The organism is Fodinicola feengrottensis, assembly GCF_010993775.1.
Lineage (GTDB): Bacteria > Actinomycetota > Actinomycetes > Mycobacteriales > HKI-0501 > Fodinicola > Fodinicola feengrottensis.
The window spans coordinates 83,731-99,485 of sequence record NZ_WOTO01000024.1; the positions used below are offsets into that span (position 1 = coordinate 83,731).

The 15,755-nt window shown below is 64.7% G+C and carries 22 protein-coding genes and 1 pseudogene; 10 read left to right on the forward strand and 13 right to left on the reverse strand.

All coding sequences use genetic code 11. The annotated features are described in order from the left end of the window. Positions 1-230: 230 nt before the first annotated feature. Both GNX96_RS54190 and GNX96_RS54195 read left to right on the forward strand, forming a co-directional pair. Complete coding sequence (locus GNX96_RS54190; RefSeq protein ID WP_279581153.1) at positions 231-1,229, forward strand: MFS transporter; 999 nt, start codon at positions 231-233, stop codon at positions 1,227-1,229. Then, the gene (locus GNX96_RS54195; RefSeq protein WP_279581154.1) at positions 1,124-1,618 is read left to right on the forward strand and encodes an MFS transporter; all 495 of its coding nucleotides are present in this window, start codon (positions 1,124-1,126) and stop codon (positions 1,616-1,618) included. The genes GNX96_RS54190 and GNX96_RS54195 overlap by 106 nt, the downstream gene beginning before the upstream one ends. A gap of 151 nt (positions 1,619-1,769) precedes the next feature. Here GNX96_RS54195 and GNX96_RS22390 read toward each other — a convergent pair whose 3' ends face one another. Then, a complete protein-coding gene (locus tag GNX96_RS22390; protein WP_163569563.1) occupies positions 1,770-2,684 on the reverse strand; it encodes a serine/threonine dehydratase in 915 nt (304 codons plus the stop codon). Positions 2,685-2,754: 70 nt separating this feature from the next. On the opposite strand from GNX96_RS22390, the pseudogene GNX96_RS64485 reads away from it, so the two are divergent. Further along, positions 2,755-3,261, forward strand: a pseudogene (locus tag GNX96_RS64485) (LysR family transcriptional regulator); the annotation flags it as partial. A gap of 16 nt (positions 3,262-3,277) precedes the next feature. Beyond that, on the forward strand, positions 3,278-3,634 hold the full coding sequence (locus tag GNX96_RS64490; RefSeq protein ID WP_390624113.1) for a LysR family transcriptional regulator substrate-binding protein: 357 nt from the start codon (positions 3,278-3,280) through the stop codon (positions 3,632-3,634). Here GNX96_RS64490 and GNX96_RS22400 read toward each other — a convergent pair. The 4 genes from GNX96_RS22400 to cysC form a co-directional block, all read right to left on the reverse strand. Further along, complete coding sequence (locus GNX96_RS22400; RefSeq protein WP_163569564.1) at positions 3,609-4,646, reverse strand: protein kinase family protein; 1,038 nt, start codon at positions 4,644-4,646, stop codon at positions 3,609-3,611. The genes GNX96_RS64490 and GNX96_RS22400 overlap by 26 nt on opposite strands. A 22-nt stretch (positions 4,647-4,668) precedes the next feature. Continuing rightward, complete coding sequence (locus GNX96_RS54200; protein ID WP_279581156.1) at positions 4,669-5,190, reverse strand: carbonic anhydrase; 522 nt, start codon at positions 5,188-5,190, stop codon at positions 4,669-4,671. Next, entirely contained in the window at positions 5,178-6,920 is a 1,743-nt protein-coding gene (locus GNX96_RS22405; protein WP_279581157.1) for a SulP family inorganic anion transporter, read from the reverse strand. Before GNX96_RS22405 ends, GNX96_RS54200 begins: the two co-directional genes overlap by 13 nt. 248 nt (positions 6,921-7,168) lie before the next feature. Beyond that, entirely contained in the window at positions 7,169-7,771 is a 603-nt protein-coding gene (gene cysC, locus GNX96_RS22410) for an adenylyl-sulfate kinase (RefSeq protein WP_313885748.1), read from the reverse strand. Between cysC and GNX96_RS54205 the strand changes: the two genes are divergently transcribed. Continuing rightward, positions 7,715-7,852 (forward strand): hypothetical protein, encoded by a 138-nt coding sequence (locus tag GNX96_RS54205; RefSeq protein ID WP_279581158.1) that lies wholly within the window; start codon positions 7,715-7,717, stop codon positions 7,850-7,852. The genes cysC and GNX96_RS54205 overlap by 57 nt on opposite strands. Here GNX96_RS54205 and GNX96_RS22415 read toward each other — a convergent pair. The 3 genes from GNX96_RS22415 to GNX96_RS54215 are packed head-to-tail and all read right to left on the reverse strand — an operon-like array spanning position 7,834 to position 8,891. Next, positions 7,834-8,433, reverse strand: a complete 600-nt coding sequence (locus GNX96_RS22415) for a hypothetical protein (RefSeq protein ID WP_163569565.1) — start codon at positions 8,431-8,433, stop codon at positions 7,834-7,836. The genes GNX96_RS54205 and GNX96_RS22415 overlap by 19 nt on opposite strands. A 1-nt stretch (position 8,434) precedes the next feature. Beyond that, positions 8,435-8,689, reverse strand: coding sequence for a MarR family winged helix-turn-helix transcriptional regulator (locus GNX96_RS54210; RefSeq protein WP_279581159.1), 255 nt, complete (start codon positions 8,687-8,689; stop codon positions 8,435-8,437). Next, complete coding sequence (locus GNX96_RS54215; RefSeq protein WP_279581160.1) at positions 8,667-8,891, reverse strand: hypothetical protein; 225 nt, start codon at positions 8,889-8,891, stop codon at positions 8,667-8,669. Before GNX96_RS54215 ends, GNX96_RS54210 begins: the two co-directional genes overlap by 23 nt. 129 nt (positions 8,892-9,020) lie before the next feature. On the opposite strand from GNX96_RS54215, the gene GNX96_RS22425 reads away from it, so the two are divergent. After that, the gene (locus tag GNX96_RS22425) at positions 9,021-9,728 is read left to right on the forward strand and encodes a DUF4386 family protein (protein WP_163569566.1); all 708 of its coding nucleotides are present in this window, start codon (positions 9,021-9,023) and stop codon (positions 9,726-9,728) included. A gap of 32 nt (positions 9,729-9,760) precedes the next feature. Beyond that, positions 9,761-10,111, forward strand: a complete 351-nt coding sequence (locus GNX96_RS22430) for a hypothetical protein (RefSeq protein ID WP_279581161.1) — start codon at positions 9,761-9,763, stop codon at positions 10,109-10,111. 282 nt (positions 10,112-10,393) lie between these two features. On the opposite strand, the gene GNX96_RS22435 is transcribed toward GNX96_RS22430, so the two are convergent. From GNX96_RS22435 to GNX96_RS22450, 4 genes are all read right to left on the reverse strand, one after another. Continuing rightward, complete coding sequence (locus GNX96_RS22435; RefSeq protein WP_279581162.1) at positions 10,394-11,047, reverse strand: DUF222 domain-containing protein; 654 nt, start codon at positions 11,045-11,047, stop codon at positions 10,394-10,396. Between the two features lie 25 nt (positions 11,048-11,072). Continuing rightward, entirely contained in the window at positions 11,073-11,657 is a 585-nt protein-coding gene (locus tag GNX96_RS22440) for a DUF222 domain-containing protein (RefSeq protein WP_163569569.1), read from the reverse strand. A 335-nt stretch (positions 11,658-11,992) separates the two neighbouring features. Next, positions 11,993-12,460, reverse strand: a complete 468-nt coding sequence (locus GNX96_RS22445; RefSeq protein ID WP_279581163.1) for a hypothetical protein — start codon at positions 12,458-12,460, stop codon at positions 11,993-11,995. A gap of 53 nt (positions 12,461-12,513) precedes the next feature. Next, positions 12,514-12,732 carry a hypothetical protein gene (locus tag GNX96_RS22450; RefSeq protein WP_163569571.1) on the reverse strand — a complete coding sequence of 73 codons (219 nt, stop codon included), beginning with the start codon at positions 12,730-12,732 and terminating at the stop codon, positions 12,514-12,516. Between the two features lie 154 nt (positions 12,733-12,886). Between GNX96_RS22450 and GNX96_RS22455 the strand changes: the two genes are divergently transcribed. The 3 genes from GNX96_RS22455 to GNX96_RS22465 all read left to right on the forward strand — a co-directional run bounded on the left by GNX96_RS22455 (position 12,887) and on the right by GNX96_RS22465 (position 14,595). Beyond that, positions 12,887-13,735: a DUF5753 domain-containing protein gene (locus GNX96_RS22455; RefSeq protein ID WP_163569572.1), complete on the forward strand. Its 849-nt coding sequence runs from the start codon at positions 12,887-12,889 to the stop codon at positions 13,733-13,735. Between the two features lie 27 nt (positions 13,736-13,762). Then, positions 13,763-13,939, forward strand: coding sequence for a DUF397 domain-containing protein (locus GNX96_RS22460; protein ID WP_163569573.1), 177 nt, complete (start codon positions 13,763-13,765; stop codon positions 13,937-13,939). 68 nt (positions 13,940-14,007) lie between these two features. Continuing rightward, on the forward strand, positions 14,008-14,595 hold the full coding sequence (locus GNX96_RS22465; RefSeq protein ID WP_279581164.1) for a Uma2 family endonuclease: 588 nt from the start codon (positions 14,008-14,010) through the stop codon (positions 14,593-14,595). 385 nt (positions 14,596-14,980) lie between these two features. Here the strand turns inward: GNX96_RS22465 and GNX96_RS54220 are convergent, their stop codons facing one another. Next, positions 14,981-15,706 (reverse strand): phosphoenolpyruvate carboxylase, encoded by a 726-nt coding sequence (locus tag GNX96_RS54220; protein ID WP_279581177.1) that lies wholly within the window; start codon positions 15,704-15,706, stop codon positions 14,981-14,983. Positions 15,707-15,755 lie beyond the last annotated feature (49 nt).

Genomic DNA, 15,755 nt, shown 5'->3' on the forward strand with positions numbered 1-15,755 from the left:
GACCCGCATCGGGCACGGAATGTGTATTCATGTATCTGAATTGTGTTCATATTCAAGAATTACTTCGCCCTGGCATCTTGTCTTCAGGTCTGTGTCATGTGACCGTTGGCACAGCCCAAGCGTGGACGGCGTGTACGACTCACCGTTCGTGATGGCATCGGCACTATCTGGCACCCGGGGCGGCCGTACGTCCACCGGGCAGCGGAACGAGAGACGAGGGCGGATTCGACGTGCAACAAGCGACGGCTGCGCCAGCGAGGCGCTTATTCACCAGCACCTGGCTGTTCTATTTCTTCGGAGCCCTGGGCGGCATCCTTTTCGGCTATGACCTTGGCGTTATCTCTGGTGTCTTGTTGTTCGTCAACAAGATCTGGAAGTTGGGTACGTTCGAACAGGGCGTGGTCGGCGGCTGCCTGGCCGCCGGCGCGGTGGTCGGCGCGATTTTCGCCGGCCGTCTGACCGACCGCCTCGGCCGCCGCCAGACGATCATGCTGGCCGCGGTGATCTTCGCGCTGGGCACTCTGGGCTGTACGTTCGCGCCGAACGTGACGGTCCTGGTGATCTCCCGGTTCATCGTCGGCATCGCCGTCGGCTGCTCGTCGGCCACCGTGCCGACGTACCTGTCCGAGCTCGCCCCGGCCCGGATCCGTGGCGCTCTCTCGACCCTGAACCAGCTGATGATCGTCTCCGGCATCCTGCTGGCTTACATCGTCGTCGACTGGGCTCTGACCCCGTCGGCCAACTGGCGCGCGATGTTCGCCGCCGCGCTGATTCCCGCGGTTGTTCTTTTCCTTGGCATGCTGGGTATGCCCGAGACGCCCCGCTGGTTGCTCAAGGCCGGCCGCGACGATGAGGCCCGTTCGGTGCTCGCGAGTACGAACAGGGCCGGCGACGTGGAGGCCGAGCTGGCCAACATCCGCGAGGTGATCCAGCTCGACTCCGAGCGGCAGGGCCGGTTGCGTGACCTGGTCACGAAATGGGCCAAGCCGGCACTGATCGTCGCCTTGCTGCTGGCCGTCGGTCAGCAACTGTCCGGTGTCAACGCGATCAACATCTACGCACCGCAGATGTTCACCAACCTCGGCTTCACCAACGGCACCTCACCTCCCTGCTCGCCGCGATCGTGCTCGGCGCGGTCAAGGTCGCGTTCACCGCGTGGGTCATCTTCATGGTCGACCGCTGGGGCCGCAAACCGTTGCTGTTGCTGGGAAGTGCGTGCATGGCACTGACCCTCGGGCTGCTCGGAGTGGCCATTCTGGTCATCCACAACCACACCGCCGTCGGCCTGACCACACTCATTCTGCTGATCATCTACCTGGCCGGCTACGAACTCGGCTGGGGCGCGGTGGTCTGGGTCATGATGGCCGAGGTCTTCCCGCTCAAGGTTCGTGGCATCGGCATGGGCACGAGCAGCGTCGCACTGTGGGCGGCCACCTTCGCCATCACGTTCATTTTCCCAGCGATGAACAAGGGCCTCGGCCTGTCCAACTCGGTGTTCATCTTCGCCGCGATCAGCGTGGTCCTGTTCTTCCTCGTCCAGCGCATCGTCCCGGAAACCAAGGGCCGCAGCCTGGAGGAAATCGAACTCGACCTCCGTGCTCGTACTGGCGGTCGTTAACCATCCCAAAGACAAGTGGTGGGCACCGTGATCCCCCTCCGGTGCTCACCACTTTCTTTATGCGTACGTTCTTGTGATCGCGGCAGACGTTAGAGCACACACCACCGACATTTTTCAAGCGAGAAAAGGGAACCTGTGCGAATGTCGAATGTCAATCTTGCGGTAGCCAGTCGGTGTTCGCGCCACAAAGGATGATGCATGGCAACGCGTTGTATAAGCGCGCGTTCAACCATGCTGCGAGAGGTGCCGCGGCGGCTGGTTCGACCGCGAGCCGATATTCCTCCCACAGATAATCGCGGGCTTCGATCAGCTCCTTATCGCTTACCAGAAGAGACGTCGTCTTCTTGTTATTAAGCACCGCGAATGGCAATGCGCCCGTACGAGTGGCGCCCAGCGCGGAGGAAGCCACCGAGTCGACTGGAGAATCGATGGGTTCGCCGGCCTTCAATGCGCGGTGCAGCGCGCAACAGCCTTCCGGTTCCACGGCTACGGTCGTACGATCGCCAATCGCCACCGCGGTTCCGGCGGCGAGTCCGCCGCCGCCAACCGCCACATAAAAGGCGTCGACGCCCGGGAAGTCCTCGATGACCTCGGCGGCCGCGGTGCCTTGGCCGGCGATGACCGAAGGATCGTCGTAGGCGTGCACATAATGACTTCCCTGCGTACGCGCCTCAATAACGGCGGCCGCCGCTGCTTCGGCATAGGTCGAGCCGTGTCGTACGAGCCGGGCGCCGGCGGCTTCGATGCGCCGGGCCTTCGCGGTCGGCACTGTTTCCGGTACGTAGACGGTCACAGGCAGTGCGAGCAGCGCCGACGCGGTGGCTACCGCGAGGCCATGGTTTCCGCCGGAAGCAGTGATAACTCGGGCAGGACGCGCAGTCAGCAACGCGTTCAAGGCGCCCCGCAGTTTGAAGGATCCGCTGCGCTGCAGGTGTTCCAGCTTCAGGATCACTGGCCGCCCGTCGATTTCCACGCGCATTGCTGGAGTCCGTCGCGCGTACGGCCGGATCCGCTCGGCCGCCGCTGCCACGTCGGCCGCGGTGGGGACATTCACGCAAGTTGTCATGGACCCACCATGGAGGAAAACCAGCCATAATCGCTAGTGACGTTTCCTGGTCAGACATTAGGAGCGCTTAATGGACGTGGCCCGCCTGCGGGTGTTGGTAGAGGTGGCGCACGCGGGGTCGATCGCGGCGGCCGCGCAGCGGATGTCCTTCACACCGTCGGCGTTGTCGCAGCAGCTGGCGAAGCTGGAGCGTGAGGTGGGCTCGGCGCTGCTCGACCGTGGGCCTACCGGCGTCAGGCTGACATCTGCCGGTGAGGTGCTGGTCCAGCACGGCGAGCGGGTGATCGGCGAGCTGCGCGATGCGGAGGTGGCGGTCGCGGCGGCGGCCGGCAGGGCGCCGCAACGGCTCGCCATCGGTACGTTCGCGACCGCCGGCAAGACGCTCGTGCCGCGCGCGCTCGCGGCCCTACGCCGTCGCCATCCGGCCGCGGACCTGTCCCTGCTCGACCTCGAACCGCCGGCCGGCTATGGCCTGGTGACCTCCCGTGACCTGGATGTTCTCATCACCCATCGCTATCCGGGCGTGGCGCTGCCGGACGCGGCCGGCTTGCACCGGCAGCGGTTGCTGCTGGACCGGCTGCGGCTGACTGACGATGCCGGCCGGCCATCCGCGCGCGGGCAGTCGGAACCGCCTCGCCGACCTGGCCGGCGACCAGTGGATCTCCAGTGCCCGCGGAGTGGCGAACCGGACCTGCCTGCAGACGCTCGCCGGCGATCTGGCCTTGCACGTGGCGTACGAGACAACCGACTACGAGGTGATTCTGGAGCTGGTGGCGGCCGGGTTGGGCATCGCGCTGGTGCCGGCCAGCATTCTGGCCAGCCGCCGGGACAACCGGATCGCGGTCGGCGACCTGGTCGGCACTCGGGCCGCGCGAGAGGTCCACCTGGTGCACCGTAAGCGCCCGACTCCGCTGGTGGCCGACTTTATCGACCTCCTGCAGCCAAAGTGAACGCGATCTCCTGCACCGGGTAGGGCGTTGCCCTGCTTCCTGACTGCAACTTCTTGAAAAACGTCATCATCACGTCGGCGATGGGCGCGTACCGCTGGATCAGCACAGCCACCGATTTCGGTACGTCGTCCAGGTTTCGGCCCTCGACGCAGTCGCGTAGAAAGGCTTGGTGGGCGCCCCACTCCACGCCGTGGAAGGTGGCGATCAGCCAGCGTACGAGATGGGTCATCGCGTAACACCAGTCATATGTCCGGTGGTCGTCGAAGAACTCCCGTTCAGCCGCGGAAAGGTCGAATCCAGTGCTGATCGCCAACCCGAAGTCAGTGAAAAAGATCCGCTCACCGTCGGTGAGAATATTGCTGAAATGCGCGTCGAAATGCAACAGACCCCGCGACTCCATGAAGGAGATGCCCGCGGCCAGTTCGCGTTCCACCATCTCGCAAGCCGCGTCCACCTGGCCGCTGGCCACTTGGATGGCAAGCCATTCGTCCAGCTGCTGTGGCAGATATTCCAGGAAAATCGCGACACACGCAGATGCGCCGCGAAGCCCTTCCAGTCGTTCGCCAATGGCCGCCGATCCGCCCCAATAGCCAACCGCCTTCTCGGTGTCGGCCAGATCATCGCGTAGCGGCGGCTGCGGATCGTCGGGCAGCACTCGCCAGTGGTACATCAGTGGGAATCCCTCGTACGCGCCGGAAAGCACCCAGTTGGTGGTCATCACATGGACGGCCAGCTCGCGCCAGACGCCGAAACCCGTCGACCCGATGCCGTATTGGTAGAAGGTCGGCAGCCGGTAGAAGTTAGCGGTGGAACGAAGATTCTCCGGCTGCCTGTCCAGATCCGTCAGTGGCACCTTCTTGACGAAAACCTGGACTCCTTCGACTTCCAGCGTCGCCCGGGCGCCTCCGATGCCACTGCCGGCCGGCGTGGCCCCAGCCACCAGCTCGGCGACCTGCCGATCACTGAGCAGTGCCAGATGGTTGGAAACGGCTCTGTACGAGGAAAGTCGCATCGCCTCACGATAGCTTCCGCGGTCACCGAAGGGCAGTCATCGACGTCTCGATGGGACGGTTGATCGAGAGTGGAAGCTGTCGCCGGTCTGGTCGTCGAGCAAAAAACACCTCGGCGCCGTCGATATCGAAATAGAGACCGGCTAGCCGCAGCTGACCGGCCGCGACTTTCGTCCGTACGGTGGGATAAGTCAGCAAGTTGTCCAGCTGCTCACGGATGTTCACGTGACAGAGCCGCTCCACCGAATCCGAGTCGGGATCACCGGCGAGCCAGCGCTCCCGGCTGCTCGCCGCGTAGCCGAGCCAGTCCGACAGTGCGCTGGCCGGCCCGAGGTCGGCCGGATCGGATGGGCTCGCGAGCGCTTTCATAGCGCCACAACCGGAATGCCCGCAGACGGTGATCAGCCGTATGCCCAGCACTTCCACCGCGTACTCGATGGCGGCGCCCACCGACCGGTCCGCTGACCCGCAAGCCGGCACCAGGTTTCCGATGTTCCGCAACGTGAAAAGATCGCCGGGACCGCTCGCGGTGATCAGGTTCGGCACGATCCGCGAATCGGCGCAGGTAGGAAAAGCTGCGCGGGTCGCTGGCCTTCGCGGGCGAGTTTGCGCAAATACGGGTGCACCAGTCGGCGGGCCCGCCGATGGTAGTCGCGGGCGCCGACCATCAGCGGCTCCAGCTCGGCGGGCTGACCGTTCGTACGGGCGTCCGGCCGCTGGCTCTGCCAGGTCGACCAGGGCGCGAACCAGCGGGGCGACGGCGCTTTTTCGGCAGCGGGATGGGGAGGCGTGCCGCCCGCGGACGGGTGATACCAACGCTCGTGAATCTCGTCGATGTCCACGATTCCGCCGCGCCGCTGGTGGTCGAGCCGCCACGAATGCAACGCGTCGAAGGCCGCGTGGTCCATGAAATCCACGTAAAGATCGATGTCGACGGCCGCGCCCTCCGGGATTTCGGCCAGTTCGCGGGAAAGTCTCGGCACCGACAGGAAGGTCAGTGAGCCGGCCACTCGGACGTGCCAGCGTTCGCCGGACCGCTCGGTGTGGATGCTCGTACGCCCGAGCCGGCGCAGCGCGATCAGCACGGTGAGGCCGACACCGAGCAGCACGCCTTCGATCAGGTTGAGCGCGAGGACACCGACCACCGTCACCACGTAGACCGGCAGTTCGCGATGATGCCGCAGGTGCCGGATGTGTTTGATGTTGACCAACTGCAGGCCGATCACCACCAGCAGCCCGGCGAGTGCGGCGACCGGAATGCGCTCGATGTGGGCGGCCAGGAGGGCGACGGCCGCGACGATCCAGACGCCGTGCAGGACAGCTGACACCCGCGAGCGTGCGCCCGCTTTTACGTTGGTGGAGCTGCGTACGATGACTCCGGTCACCGGATATCCGCCCAGTGCACCGGAAACCACGTTCGCGGTGCCCTGCCCGATCAGCTCGCGGTCAAGTTTCACCCGCGGCCCGTCGTGCAGTTTGTCCACCGCCACCGCCGAAAGCAACGATTCGACGCTGGCGACCAGGGCCACCGTGAACACCGCGAGGATGACACCCTGGATCTGTCCGGCGGCTGGCAGCTGTGGGAGCGCGAACGACTGCAACGGATGATCCGGCAGGCTGATCCGGGGCACGTCCCAACCAAGGACGGCCGCGGTCGCGGTCGGCACCGCCACCGCGATCAGCGCCGCCGGGATTTTCTGGACCATCGAGGGAAGTCGCGGCCATAGCAGCATCAGCGCGATCGCGGCCAGCCCGATCGCCGCGGTCAGCGGATTCGGGCGCAGGATTTCAGCGGGCATTTCAAGGATATTCTCGATTGCCGAGCTCTGCGGCCGGGCGCCGAGCAGGACGTGCAGCTGCGCGAGCGCGATGGTCAGGCCGACGCCGGCGAGCATGCCGTGCACGATGGCGGGGGAGACGGCCAACGCCGTACGGGCCACCCGGACAGCGCCCAACCCGATCTGGATGAGCCCGGCCGCGAGCGTGATCAGGCAGGTCACGGCCCAGCCGTACTGCAGGTTGATCTCCGCCACGATCACCGTCAGCCCGGCCGCCGGCCCGCTGACCTGAACCACCGAGCCGCCCATCGCACCGGCCACGATGCCGCCGACCGCGGCCGCGATCAACCCGGCCACCACCGGTGCGCCGGAGGCGACCGCGATGCCCAACGACAGTGGCAGGGCAATCAGGAAGACGACCAGTGAGGCCGGTACGTCGTAGCGCAGAGCGCTCCTGACCTGGTCCTGCCATCCCGCCACGGTCGCGCTCGAAGTCATGGGGTAGGTCGCCTTCCCGTCGTTTCCGGCCGAAGACAGACGTGATGATCACGCCGCACGACAGGTCATACGGGACAGTCGATCCAAAAGTTCCCTTTACTCAAAATTGACGTACGCAACACGTGAAACGGTCCACATAGTGAGAAGGTGGGATATATGGGACGAACAGTCTCACGTAATTATCCATTACTGTATCCGGTATCCAAACGCCTGTCGCTCCGCCACTTCGTCGATGCGGACAAAAGCGGCTACTGGGAGTGGGAGTCCAGGAGGGTCAGGACGGCGGTGATGGCGGCCTGTTCGGACATGGTGGACGTGTCAAGGGTGAGGTTGGCGTCGGTGGGGGCCTCGTACGGGTCGCTGATGCCGGTGAATTCCGGGATCAGGCCGGCTCGCGCCTTGGCGTACAGACCCTTGCGGTCACGCGCTTCGCAGACTTCCAGCGGCGTCGAGACGTGGATGAGCAGCAGCTCGCCGCCGGCCCCGGTCACCATCGCGCGGACCTCGGCGCGGGTAGCCGCATAGGGCGCGATCGGCGCGCAGACCGCGATCCCGCCATGGCGGGCCACCTCGGCGGCGACGAAGCCGATCCGGCGGATGTTCAGGTCGCGGTCGGCGCGGCTGAAGGTCAGGCCCTGCGACAACATCCGGCGTACGACGTCGCCGTCGAGCATCGTGACCGTACGTCCGCCGCGCTCGTGTAACCGGTCGACCACGCCGCGGGCGACTGTCGACTTGCCGGAGCCGGACAGGCCGGTGAAGAAGATGACCAGCCCGCGCCGGTCCTTCGGTGGGTGGACCTGCCGGAGCTGCTCGGCGACCGCCGCCGCCGATGCGATCTCGGCCGGGATTCGCGCACCCGCGGCCAGGAGTTTTTCCGCGGTGACAACCGTTTCCGTACGCCGCAGCCGGATCAGCGCGCAGCGCCGTAGTTCCGCGCCACCACCTCGGCCAGCGTCGGGTCGGGCAGCGGTATGACCACCAACTCGGCCGGCCCCGTCAGCTCGGCGACTCCGGCTCTTACGGCCCTGACCAGCGCTTCCTGCCCGTCTATCGCCGGCACCATCACTAACAACCGAGAAGCCTCGGAGGTGTCGAGAGAGAGAAGGTCATCGGTGAGGAGGGGGCGGTCGGCGAGTACGGCGATCGAGCCGGCTGGAAGCGCGACCTCGGCGGGCGTACGGCGCAGCGATAGAAAGGCGCCATAAGAGACAGGCCGCAACGGCGTCAGCGGGCCGGCGAGGAAGCCGTCCCAGTGCTCGGTGACCGTCAGCAGTGCGACCGGCGCGCCCTCCGGGTCGCTGAGCTCGACCTGATCCCCAGCGTCGGCGGTGTCACCGGTGTCACCGGCGAGAGTGACCGGCGCCGGCCACGGCGTGCCGTCGGCGAGCGTGCCGTTGGCGGCCACGGCGAAAGCGTCGGCTCGCGACATGAAGCCGGTCAGCGGCGCGTACGCACCGGACATCAGCGACTCGGCATGGCCGAGCGCGGCCCCTTGCAGAGCGAGCCGCACGTCAGCTCGCCTCGGCGCCGCGGGCGCGGTTCAGGCTGCGAAAACCGGGATGGACACCGGCGATGAGCCCCTGATCGTTGGCGAGCCGCCGCAGGGTAGCGATCAGCTCGGCACGTTCGGATTCGCTAAGAACGCCACAAATATCCTTTTCGTGTTCGGCGCCAACCCTCCCGATCTCGGCCAGCTTGCGCTTGCCCGCGGTCGTCAGCTCCAGCGCGTAGTTCCGTCGGTCCTTACTGCTGCGCACCCGCTCCACCAGTCCCTGGTCTTTCGAGATCGTCGACGAACGCGACCAGTCGGCTGGGCAGCAGGCCCAGCGTGGTGGCCACGGACTGCTGGCTCTGTCCAGGGGCCCGCGCGATCAAACCGAGGATGCCGACCTGCGGCGGAGTGAGGCCGATGGCCTGCACCCGCTCGGCGAACTTGGACGCGCAGTGCGTTCCCAGCTGCGTGAGCAAGAATGCGGCGCCCATCGCAGGGGGGCCGCCGGGGGAGTCCGAAGTCGCCATGCTCTAACAGTAGCAACCCGCAATCGTTCGTGCTATGAATGGTTCATCAAGAAAATCGTTTTTTCGAGAGGTGATCAAATGTCCACCGAAACGTCCCCTCAACAGGCCACCGACCAACCCCGAGCGCTGCCTGGCCCGCCGCTTCTGACCGTCGGCATCGTGTTCGTGGTGCTCTTCCTGGCTGGTCTGATCGGGTCGACCGTGGTTGCCGGTACGACGTTCCCGTCGCCGTTCGACGCCCCGAGCCGCATCCTGGGATATTTCACGCAGCACCAGAGCGCGACCCTGCTCGTCGGCTTCTTCCAGTTCGCCGCCGCGGTGCCGCTGATGTTGTTCACCGCGACGGTCTACGCGCGGCTAAGGCATTTCGGGGTCGCCGTCGCGGGATCGGTGATCGCGCTGACCGGCGGCTTGGCCGCCTCGGTCTTTCTGATGCTGTCCGGCATCCTGACCTGGCCGCTGGCCCGGCCGGAGGTGCTCGGTGACCCCGCTGTCGTACGAGCGGTGCAGGACCTGTCGTTCCTCACCGGCGGTCCCGCGCACGTGGTCTTCTTCGGCCTCTTCATGGCCGGAGTTTCGGTGGTCGCGCTGTTCACTCGGATGCTGCCGCGCTGGGTGGCCATTCTCGGAGTGGTGCTGGCCGTCATCGCCGAGTTCTCCACGCTCAGCCTGGTCGTACCAGCACTGGCCATCCTGCTGCCGCTGGCCCGTTTCCCCGGTTTCGTCTGGCTGATCGCGGTCGGGGCGCTGCTGCCGCGCCAGTTCACCGTCCGGCGCGGACGCTAGACTGACATTTCGTCGACACGGGGGTGGTGGAAATGGCCGGAACTTCGGTGACTTTCGCGCGGACTGCGATGCGGGGAGAACTGCTGGTCGTGCTGGTCGGTGGATTGTTCCTGATCCCGCTGCTGACCCTGATGTCCTTGACCTTCACTGACGTTTGTGCCGACAATCCGGGTCCGTTCCTCTGCCGGTCCGGCTCGATGCTGAACACCGCTGTTTTCGGCCCGGTGCTGGGGTGGTTCGCGGCTCTCGCGCTCGGTGTGTGGTGGGGGCAGCGGGTGCGGCGGGCCGGCGGCGGCCGCACCTGGTTGTTCGTCAGCCTGGCGGTTTTCGCCGCCGCGGTGACATCGGCCGTGGTCACCCTGACTTATCTGAACTCGCTTTAACACCAAGGCCTTGTAGTGTCATACACCCATGGGGGATGGCTTTCCTGTCGGCAAGTGAGGGGAAGTCGTAGGTGTTGACTTTGTCGAGCTCTCCAGTCCGGTGCCATTCCCTGAACTTTGAATCCCGGCGAGGTCAACTCCACGAACAAGTTTCGCGTTGACTTGGTCGTCCACATCCACGCTGATTCCGGGTCGCTCCGCCGACTGGCATCCACAAGTCGGTCCAATTCCTCAAGCATTCCTGCCTGCGCGACTTCAGCTCCTTCACTCACCGGACTTGGGTTAGAACGGTGGTGGTGGGTATTCGTCGTTGGGTGTGACGTCGTACGTGCGTCCGGTGGGGCTGGTCCAAAGGAAATGGCCCGGCGTTGGCTGGGTGACGGTCCAGCCGTGTTCTTTGATGTCGTTGTGGAATTTGCATGCTGGTCCGGTGCTGTCGTACGCGGTTTTGCCTTCCGGGTCGCGGAAGGGGGTGGTGTGGTCGAATTCGCAGGTCGCCGCCGGCCGGTTGCAGGCGGGTCCGCAGCATCGTTGGTCTCGGGCGTTGACCAGGTCGCGTAGCGCTTTGGTGGGGCGGTAGCGTGTACGGCCGTGGTCGATGACCACTCCGCTGACGGGGTCGGTGAGGATTCGGTACCATTCGCTGTTCTGGTCGCCGGCGAGTTCGCGGGCGCGTTGCGCGGTCATCGGCCCGTATCCACTGAGGATCGCGGGGTTGTCGTCCAGGCCCATCAAGGTGGTGGCGTCGACGCGGAGTTCGATTTTGGTGCGTACGTTGCTCGGCACACCCAGACAAAGGTCGGTAAGAGCGTCGGCGCGGAGCGCGTCCATGGTGCGGGACTCGTCTTTGGCTTTAAGCTTGCGAGCGATCGCGTCGATAAGACGGTAGATCGCCTCCGCTGATTCGGCGGGCAGGAAAGCGCCCAGCAGAGCCATGCCGTCTTCGCAGGGGGTTGTTTTTCTACTCGCCTCTCGGCGACCAGTTTCTTGCGGCGGGCTTCGGCAGCGGCTGGGTCGATTTTGATGACCTCTCTCGCCGTGCCCGGTCTCGGATCGATCGAGGCGTCTTGGAGTCGGCACCGGGCAGGACCTTTTCTTCGACTTTCTGTGCGTCTTCGGGTGTGAGGTGGCCGACTTGGTCCGCGAACGTGAATGCCTTGCGCAGGTCAAGGTGACCGTGAGACATCCCCGTCATGGTGCCGGGGAGTTCGTGGACGAGTTGGTACGCCAAATTCAGCCGCTTCTGGGCCGCGGGCACGCTCCAGGTCAGCATTGCGGCGATTTCACCGGCCGCGTATTTGGAGAATGGTGCGCCGACGGCTGGGCGGGCGTTGGTGAAGCGGTCCATGAACCGCATCTGCATCGCCTGGGTATACGAAATCACCTTGTCCAGTGTCTCGACCGCGGCCAGCGCGGTGTCAGCGTCGGCTCGGCCGTACCTGTCGAGTTCTTCCAACATGGACAAGGGAACTCCGCTGGGTGGCATGGTGCGCCATGGTTGTTTGTTGGGGTCGGTGAATTCCGGTCGCCGTCGTTTTCTGCTCATAACCCGATTTTACTGGCTGCCACCGACAGTCGGGGACGCTGATTTCGTTTCGTGGATAAGAAAGCCGCCTGTGGAAAAGGGCTACTTATTGCGAAGCGCGCGCTCTGCTAACCAAAGCCGAGTGAGGCGTTGGTGGCTACGGTGAACAACTAGTCGACGTTGAGTACGCCGGCTTGCCGAGTTGGTCGTGCTTGACGTTTTTCGGTCCCATTTGTCAGGATTGAACTCTGGTGAGTGGGAGAGAGCAGCCAAGCGCCAACTACGACGATGCCGCATTTCCGTCCGGGACTGCGGCATCGTCGTTCTGGTCAGGTATATACGTCCGCCGCGCCGATTCAGCGGTGGAATGTCTCGGTCCGTCCCATGTGGATGGTCAGGGCACGGTGTTTGGGGCTGTATTCCGCCTTGGCCTTCTGGTAGTAGACCTCGCCCGCGGACAGGCAACGGAGACTGAAGAGATAGTGGTTGTTGCCAGTCGCGCGGACCGAGCCGGTGCAGTCGTAGAGGTTGTCGGGTTGGCCGCCGAGCCGAATCGAGCCATTCTTCTTCACGGTCAGCTGATCGAAGTTCGGGCCGTCGTCCGCCTGCAGGTCGCGGGCCCAGTTTCCGCTGATCGCATTAATGCCCGCGGCGCTGCGCTGGGCTGCGCGTGCGCCGGCGCGGCACTTGCCGCGGTCGCGCCGGCGAACGGAAGTGCCAGCAACGCGCTGATCGTGAGCGTACGAGCAATGGTCTTTCGCATGTGATCCTCCTGATCGCGTCCACACCGCGTTGGGTGGACACCTCCAAGACGGGAACCCCATGCGAACTGGTTGCATGCCGTTGTGCGGCTCTGCCCGAATGGCCCAACCGGGTGTCAGCTGATCGTCAGTGGCGCCTCTTCGAGAAAGTACGCCTCGGCGTCGTCGAGTTGGCAACAAAGCGCGTTCACCTGCTTTGGCGTGAGCCGCACCTCGGGCCCGTCGCCACACCGCAGGGTCACCGCCGGCCGGTGAATGGTGATGACCAGTGGGACCTCACCTTCGACGGTCCATTTTCGCAACGCTGCCTGTTGTTCCACTGATACGGGATCCATTTCTTTCCTCCAGTTTCCTAGCGTTTATCGTTGCCGCTGCTGCGCTTTGCATTTCCGGCGATGACCGCTACTTTGGCATGCGAAAGGCCGGGAGCGCACGTTTATGCCACCCCGGAATTTTCTTCGGACAATCACGAGGGGAGGAACAGGGGCAGTGGCGGGACAGGCCAAGCCGACCGTACGATCCAGGCAAGTGTCGTCGGAGTTGCGCCGGTTGCGCCGGGCGCGAGGGCTCACCACCGGCGATGTCGGCTCCGCGCTGGGAGTTTCGCAGAGCAAGATCAGTCGGATCGAGAACAGTCAGCTCGGCCTGCACCTCGAAGAAGTCGCCGCCATGCTTGGCCTTTACCACGTCTCGTTCACCCGCCGGGAGGAAATTCTGGACATGGTAAGGCAAGCTGGCAAACCAGGCTGGGTCGAAGTCCACGGGCGGGGGTTGTCTGAACAATGGAAGGCGCTTATAGACTTCGAAAAGATGGCCACCGCACTGTGGAACTACGAGCCTTTTGTCGTTCCGGGCCTGTTGCAGACTCCCGACTACGCTCGGGCGGTCATCCAGATGACCGACGTCCGGCAACGTACCGACGCCGAGATCGAAACGATGGTCGCGGCGCGGCTGGATCGGCAGCGCATCCTCAGCCGACCGCTGGGCGCCGACCTCCAGGTTTTGTTGTACGAGCCGGTGTTGCGGATGCCGGTCGGCGGATATGCGGTGCTGGCCGCGCAACTGCGTCATCTTGCCGAAGTGTGTCGTCGGTCGCGGGTGTCAGTGCATGTGGTGCCGGTCGCGGCGGGCGCGCATCCCGGTCTGGAGAGCCCGTTCGTGATCATGGAGTTCGAGTCGTACTCGACCTTGGTCTATCTGGAGAACAAGGTTCTGAGCGTTTTCCTGGAAGAGGAGCCGCATATCGACGCCTATCAGCTCGCGTGGGAAGCAATTCTGGCAAGTGCGTTGTCCGCTCAGCAATCAGCGGAATTCATCGGTCGGTCAAATAGTCAATGAAGTGACCAGACAGGCGAAGGAGTCAACATGACTACCGTAGGTTCTTGGCGTAAAAGCATCCGCAGCGGCAACTCGACCTCCTGTGTCGAGGTCGCATCCGGGGAACAGGTGGTGGGGATCCGGGATTCCAAGAATCGGGCCGGCGCTGTCCTGCTCGTTCCGGCCGGCGGTTGGGCTACCTTTGTGACCTGGGTCAACAGGTAGCCGGTGGATAACTAGCCGGCGGCCGGCTCGGAATGTGCCACGCTCTGGGCAAGCGTTTGGAGGGATTTGTGACTGCACTCCCGGTTCCTGAGGACCAGCTGGCCAAGCTGCTGACGGTTGCCGAGTATGCGGCCCTTCCCCAGAACGCTTTGCGCCCCTGGGAGCTTCAGGAAGGCATCCTCTTCAGGTCGCCGCGACCCGGCTATGACCATGTGGACGCGTCGTTAGAGCTGGCGATCCAGATCAAGGCTCAGCTGCCGGGAGACCTGTGGGTCATGCAGGATGCGTCTGTCGATCTGGAGCTCGCCGCTCCCGACGAGCCAGGATTCGTCAGGGCTCCTGACCTGTTCATCGTTGAGCGCGCTGTGCGGGACGAGGTGCGTCGGCGCAAGCGGTTGATCCGGGCGGCCGAGGTTCTCTTGGCTGTCGAGATCATCTCGCCTGGGTCAAAACGAATGGACCTGGTGGTCAAGCGAGCTGAATATGCCGACGCCGGCATTGGGCAGTACTGGATCATCGACCTGGATCCACCGACCTCGCTCACTGCCTGCCATCTGACCGAGGGCTTCGGCTATATGGATGGCGGAACTGTCACGGGCAAGTACGAGGCGGCACTGCCAGTGCCGTTGGTGGTGGATCTCGACAGGTTGTGCTGAAAGGCAGGTGGGCATCTCTCGTACGAGAGATGCCCACCCGTGAAGCGGAAAATCTCTAGTGGCCGCCGGGGTTGCCGTCGCCGTTGATGGTGCCACCCATGCCGCTGGTCTGGCCGGGCGGCTGTCGCCGTTGATCGTGCCGACGTGGCTGCTCGCGCTGGCCGGGGTAGCCATCAGGGCGCCGGTGGCGACGGTCGCGCCCAGAGTCAGGACGGCCGCGGCGGCGATTTTGACAATTGTCCTCTGCATGATGGTTCCTCCTGCATTGTGCCCACCCGTGAGTGGTGAGCTTCTCTATGTAGTGATGCGTGAGACGGGAAATCGGTTTCTTGCTTTTCCAACGTTGTACCACGCGGTGTCCAGTAGTGTCTGGGGAAATCGCCTGTCAGCCGGTGTTTCGCATGCCGGCGGCGATGCCGTTCACGGTGAGCAGGAGTGCGCGGGAGAGCGCGAGGTCCGGTTCGCCGGCTTTGCGGCGGCGGGCCATCAGCTCCAGCTGCAGCTGGTGCAGCGGTGAGAGATAGCGGTCCCTGACGCCCAGCGTCCGAGCCAGTTGCGGCTGGCTGGCCAGCGGGTGTTCCTCGCCGGTCAGCCGGAGCAACTCGGCGATGGTCAGGTCGTACTCCTGCTGGATCCGCTCGAAGATGTGGTGCAGCTCGCCGGGGACCAGCCGCTCCACGTACTGCGCGGCTATCCGCAGGTCGGTTTTGGTGAGGGTCATCTCGACGTTGGAGATGAACGTACGGAAGAAGTGCCACTCGGCGTGCATTTCGGCCAGCAGGCTGTCCAGCCCCGCCGAGCGGGCCGCCGCGAGGCCCGAGCCGACCCCGTACCAACCGGGCACGATCTGCCGCGACTGGGTCCAGCCGAACACCCACGGAATGGCCCGCAAACCAGCCAGCCCGGCGTCCGCGTTCGGTCGTTTCGCTGGCCTGGAGCCGATGTTCAGCTCGCCGAGCAGTTCCGCCGGAGTGGAGGCCCAGAAGTATTTCGGCAGGTCCTCGTCGGTGATCAACGCGCGGTAGCGGCCGTACGCGGAATCGCTGATCGCTTCCATTGCGGCGTTCCAGCGGGCCAGCTGGTCGCCGGACTGGCGCGGCTCGGTGTGCAGTACCGACGCCTGCCTGCAGGACGGCTGCGACGGTCAGCTCCAGGTTTTC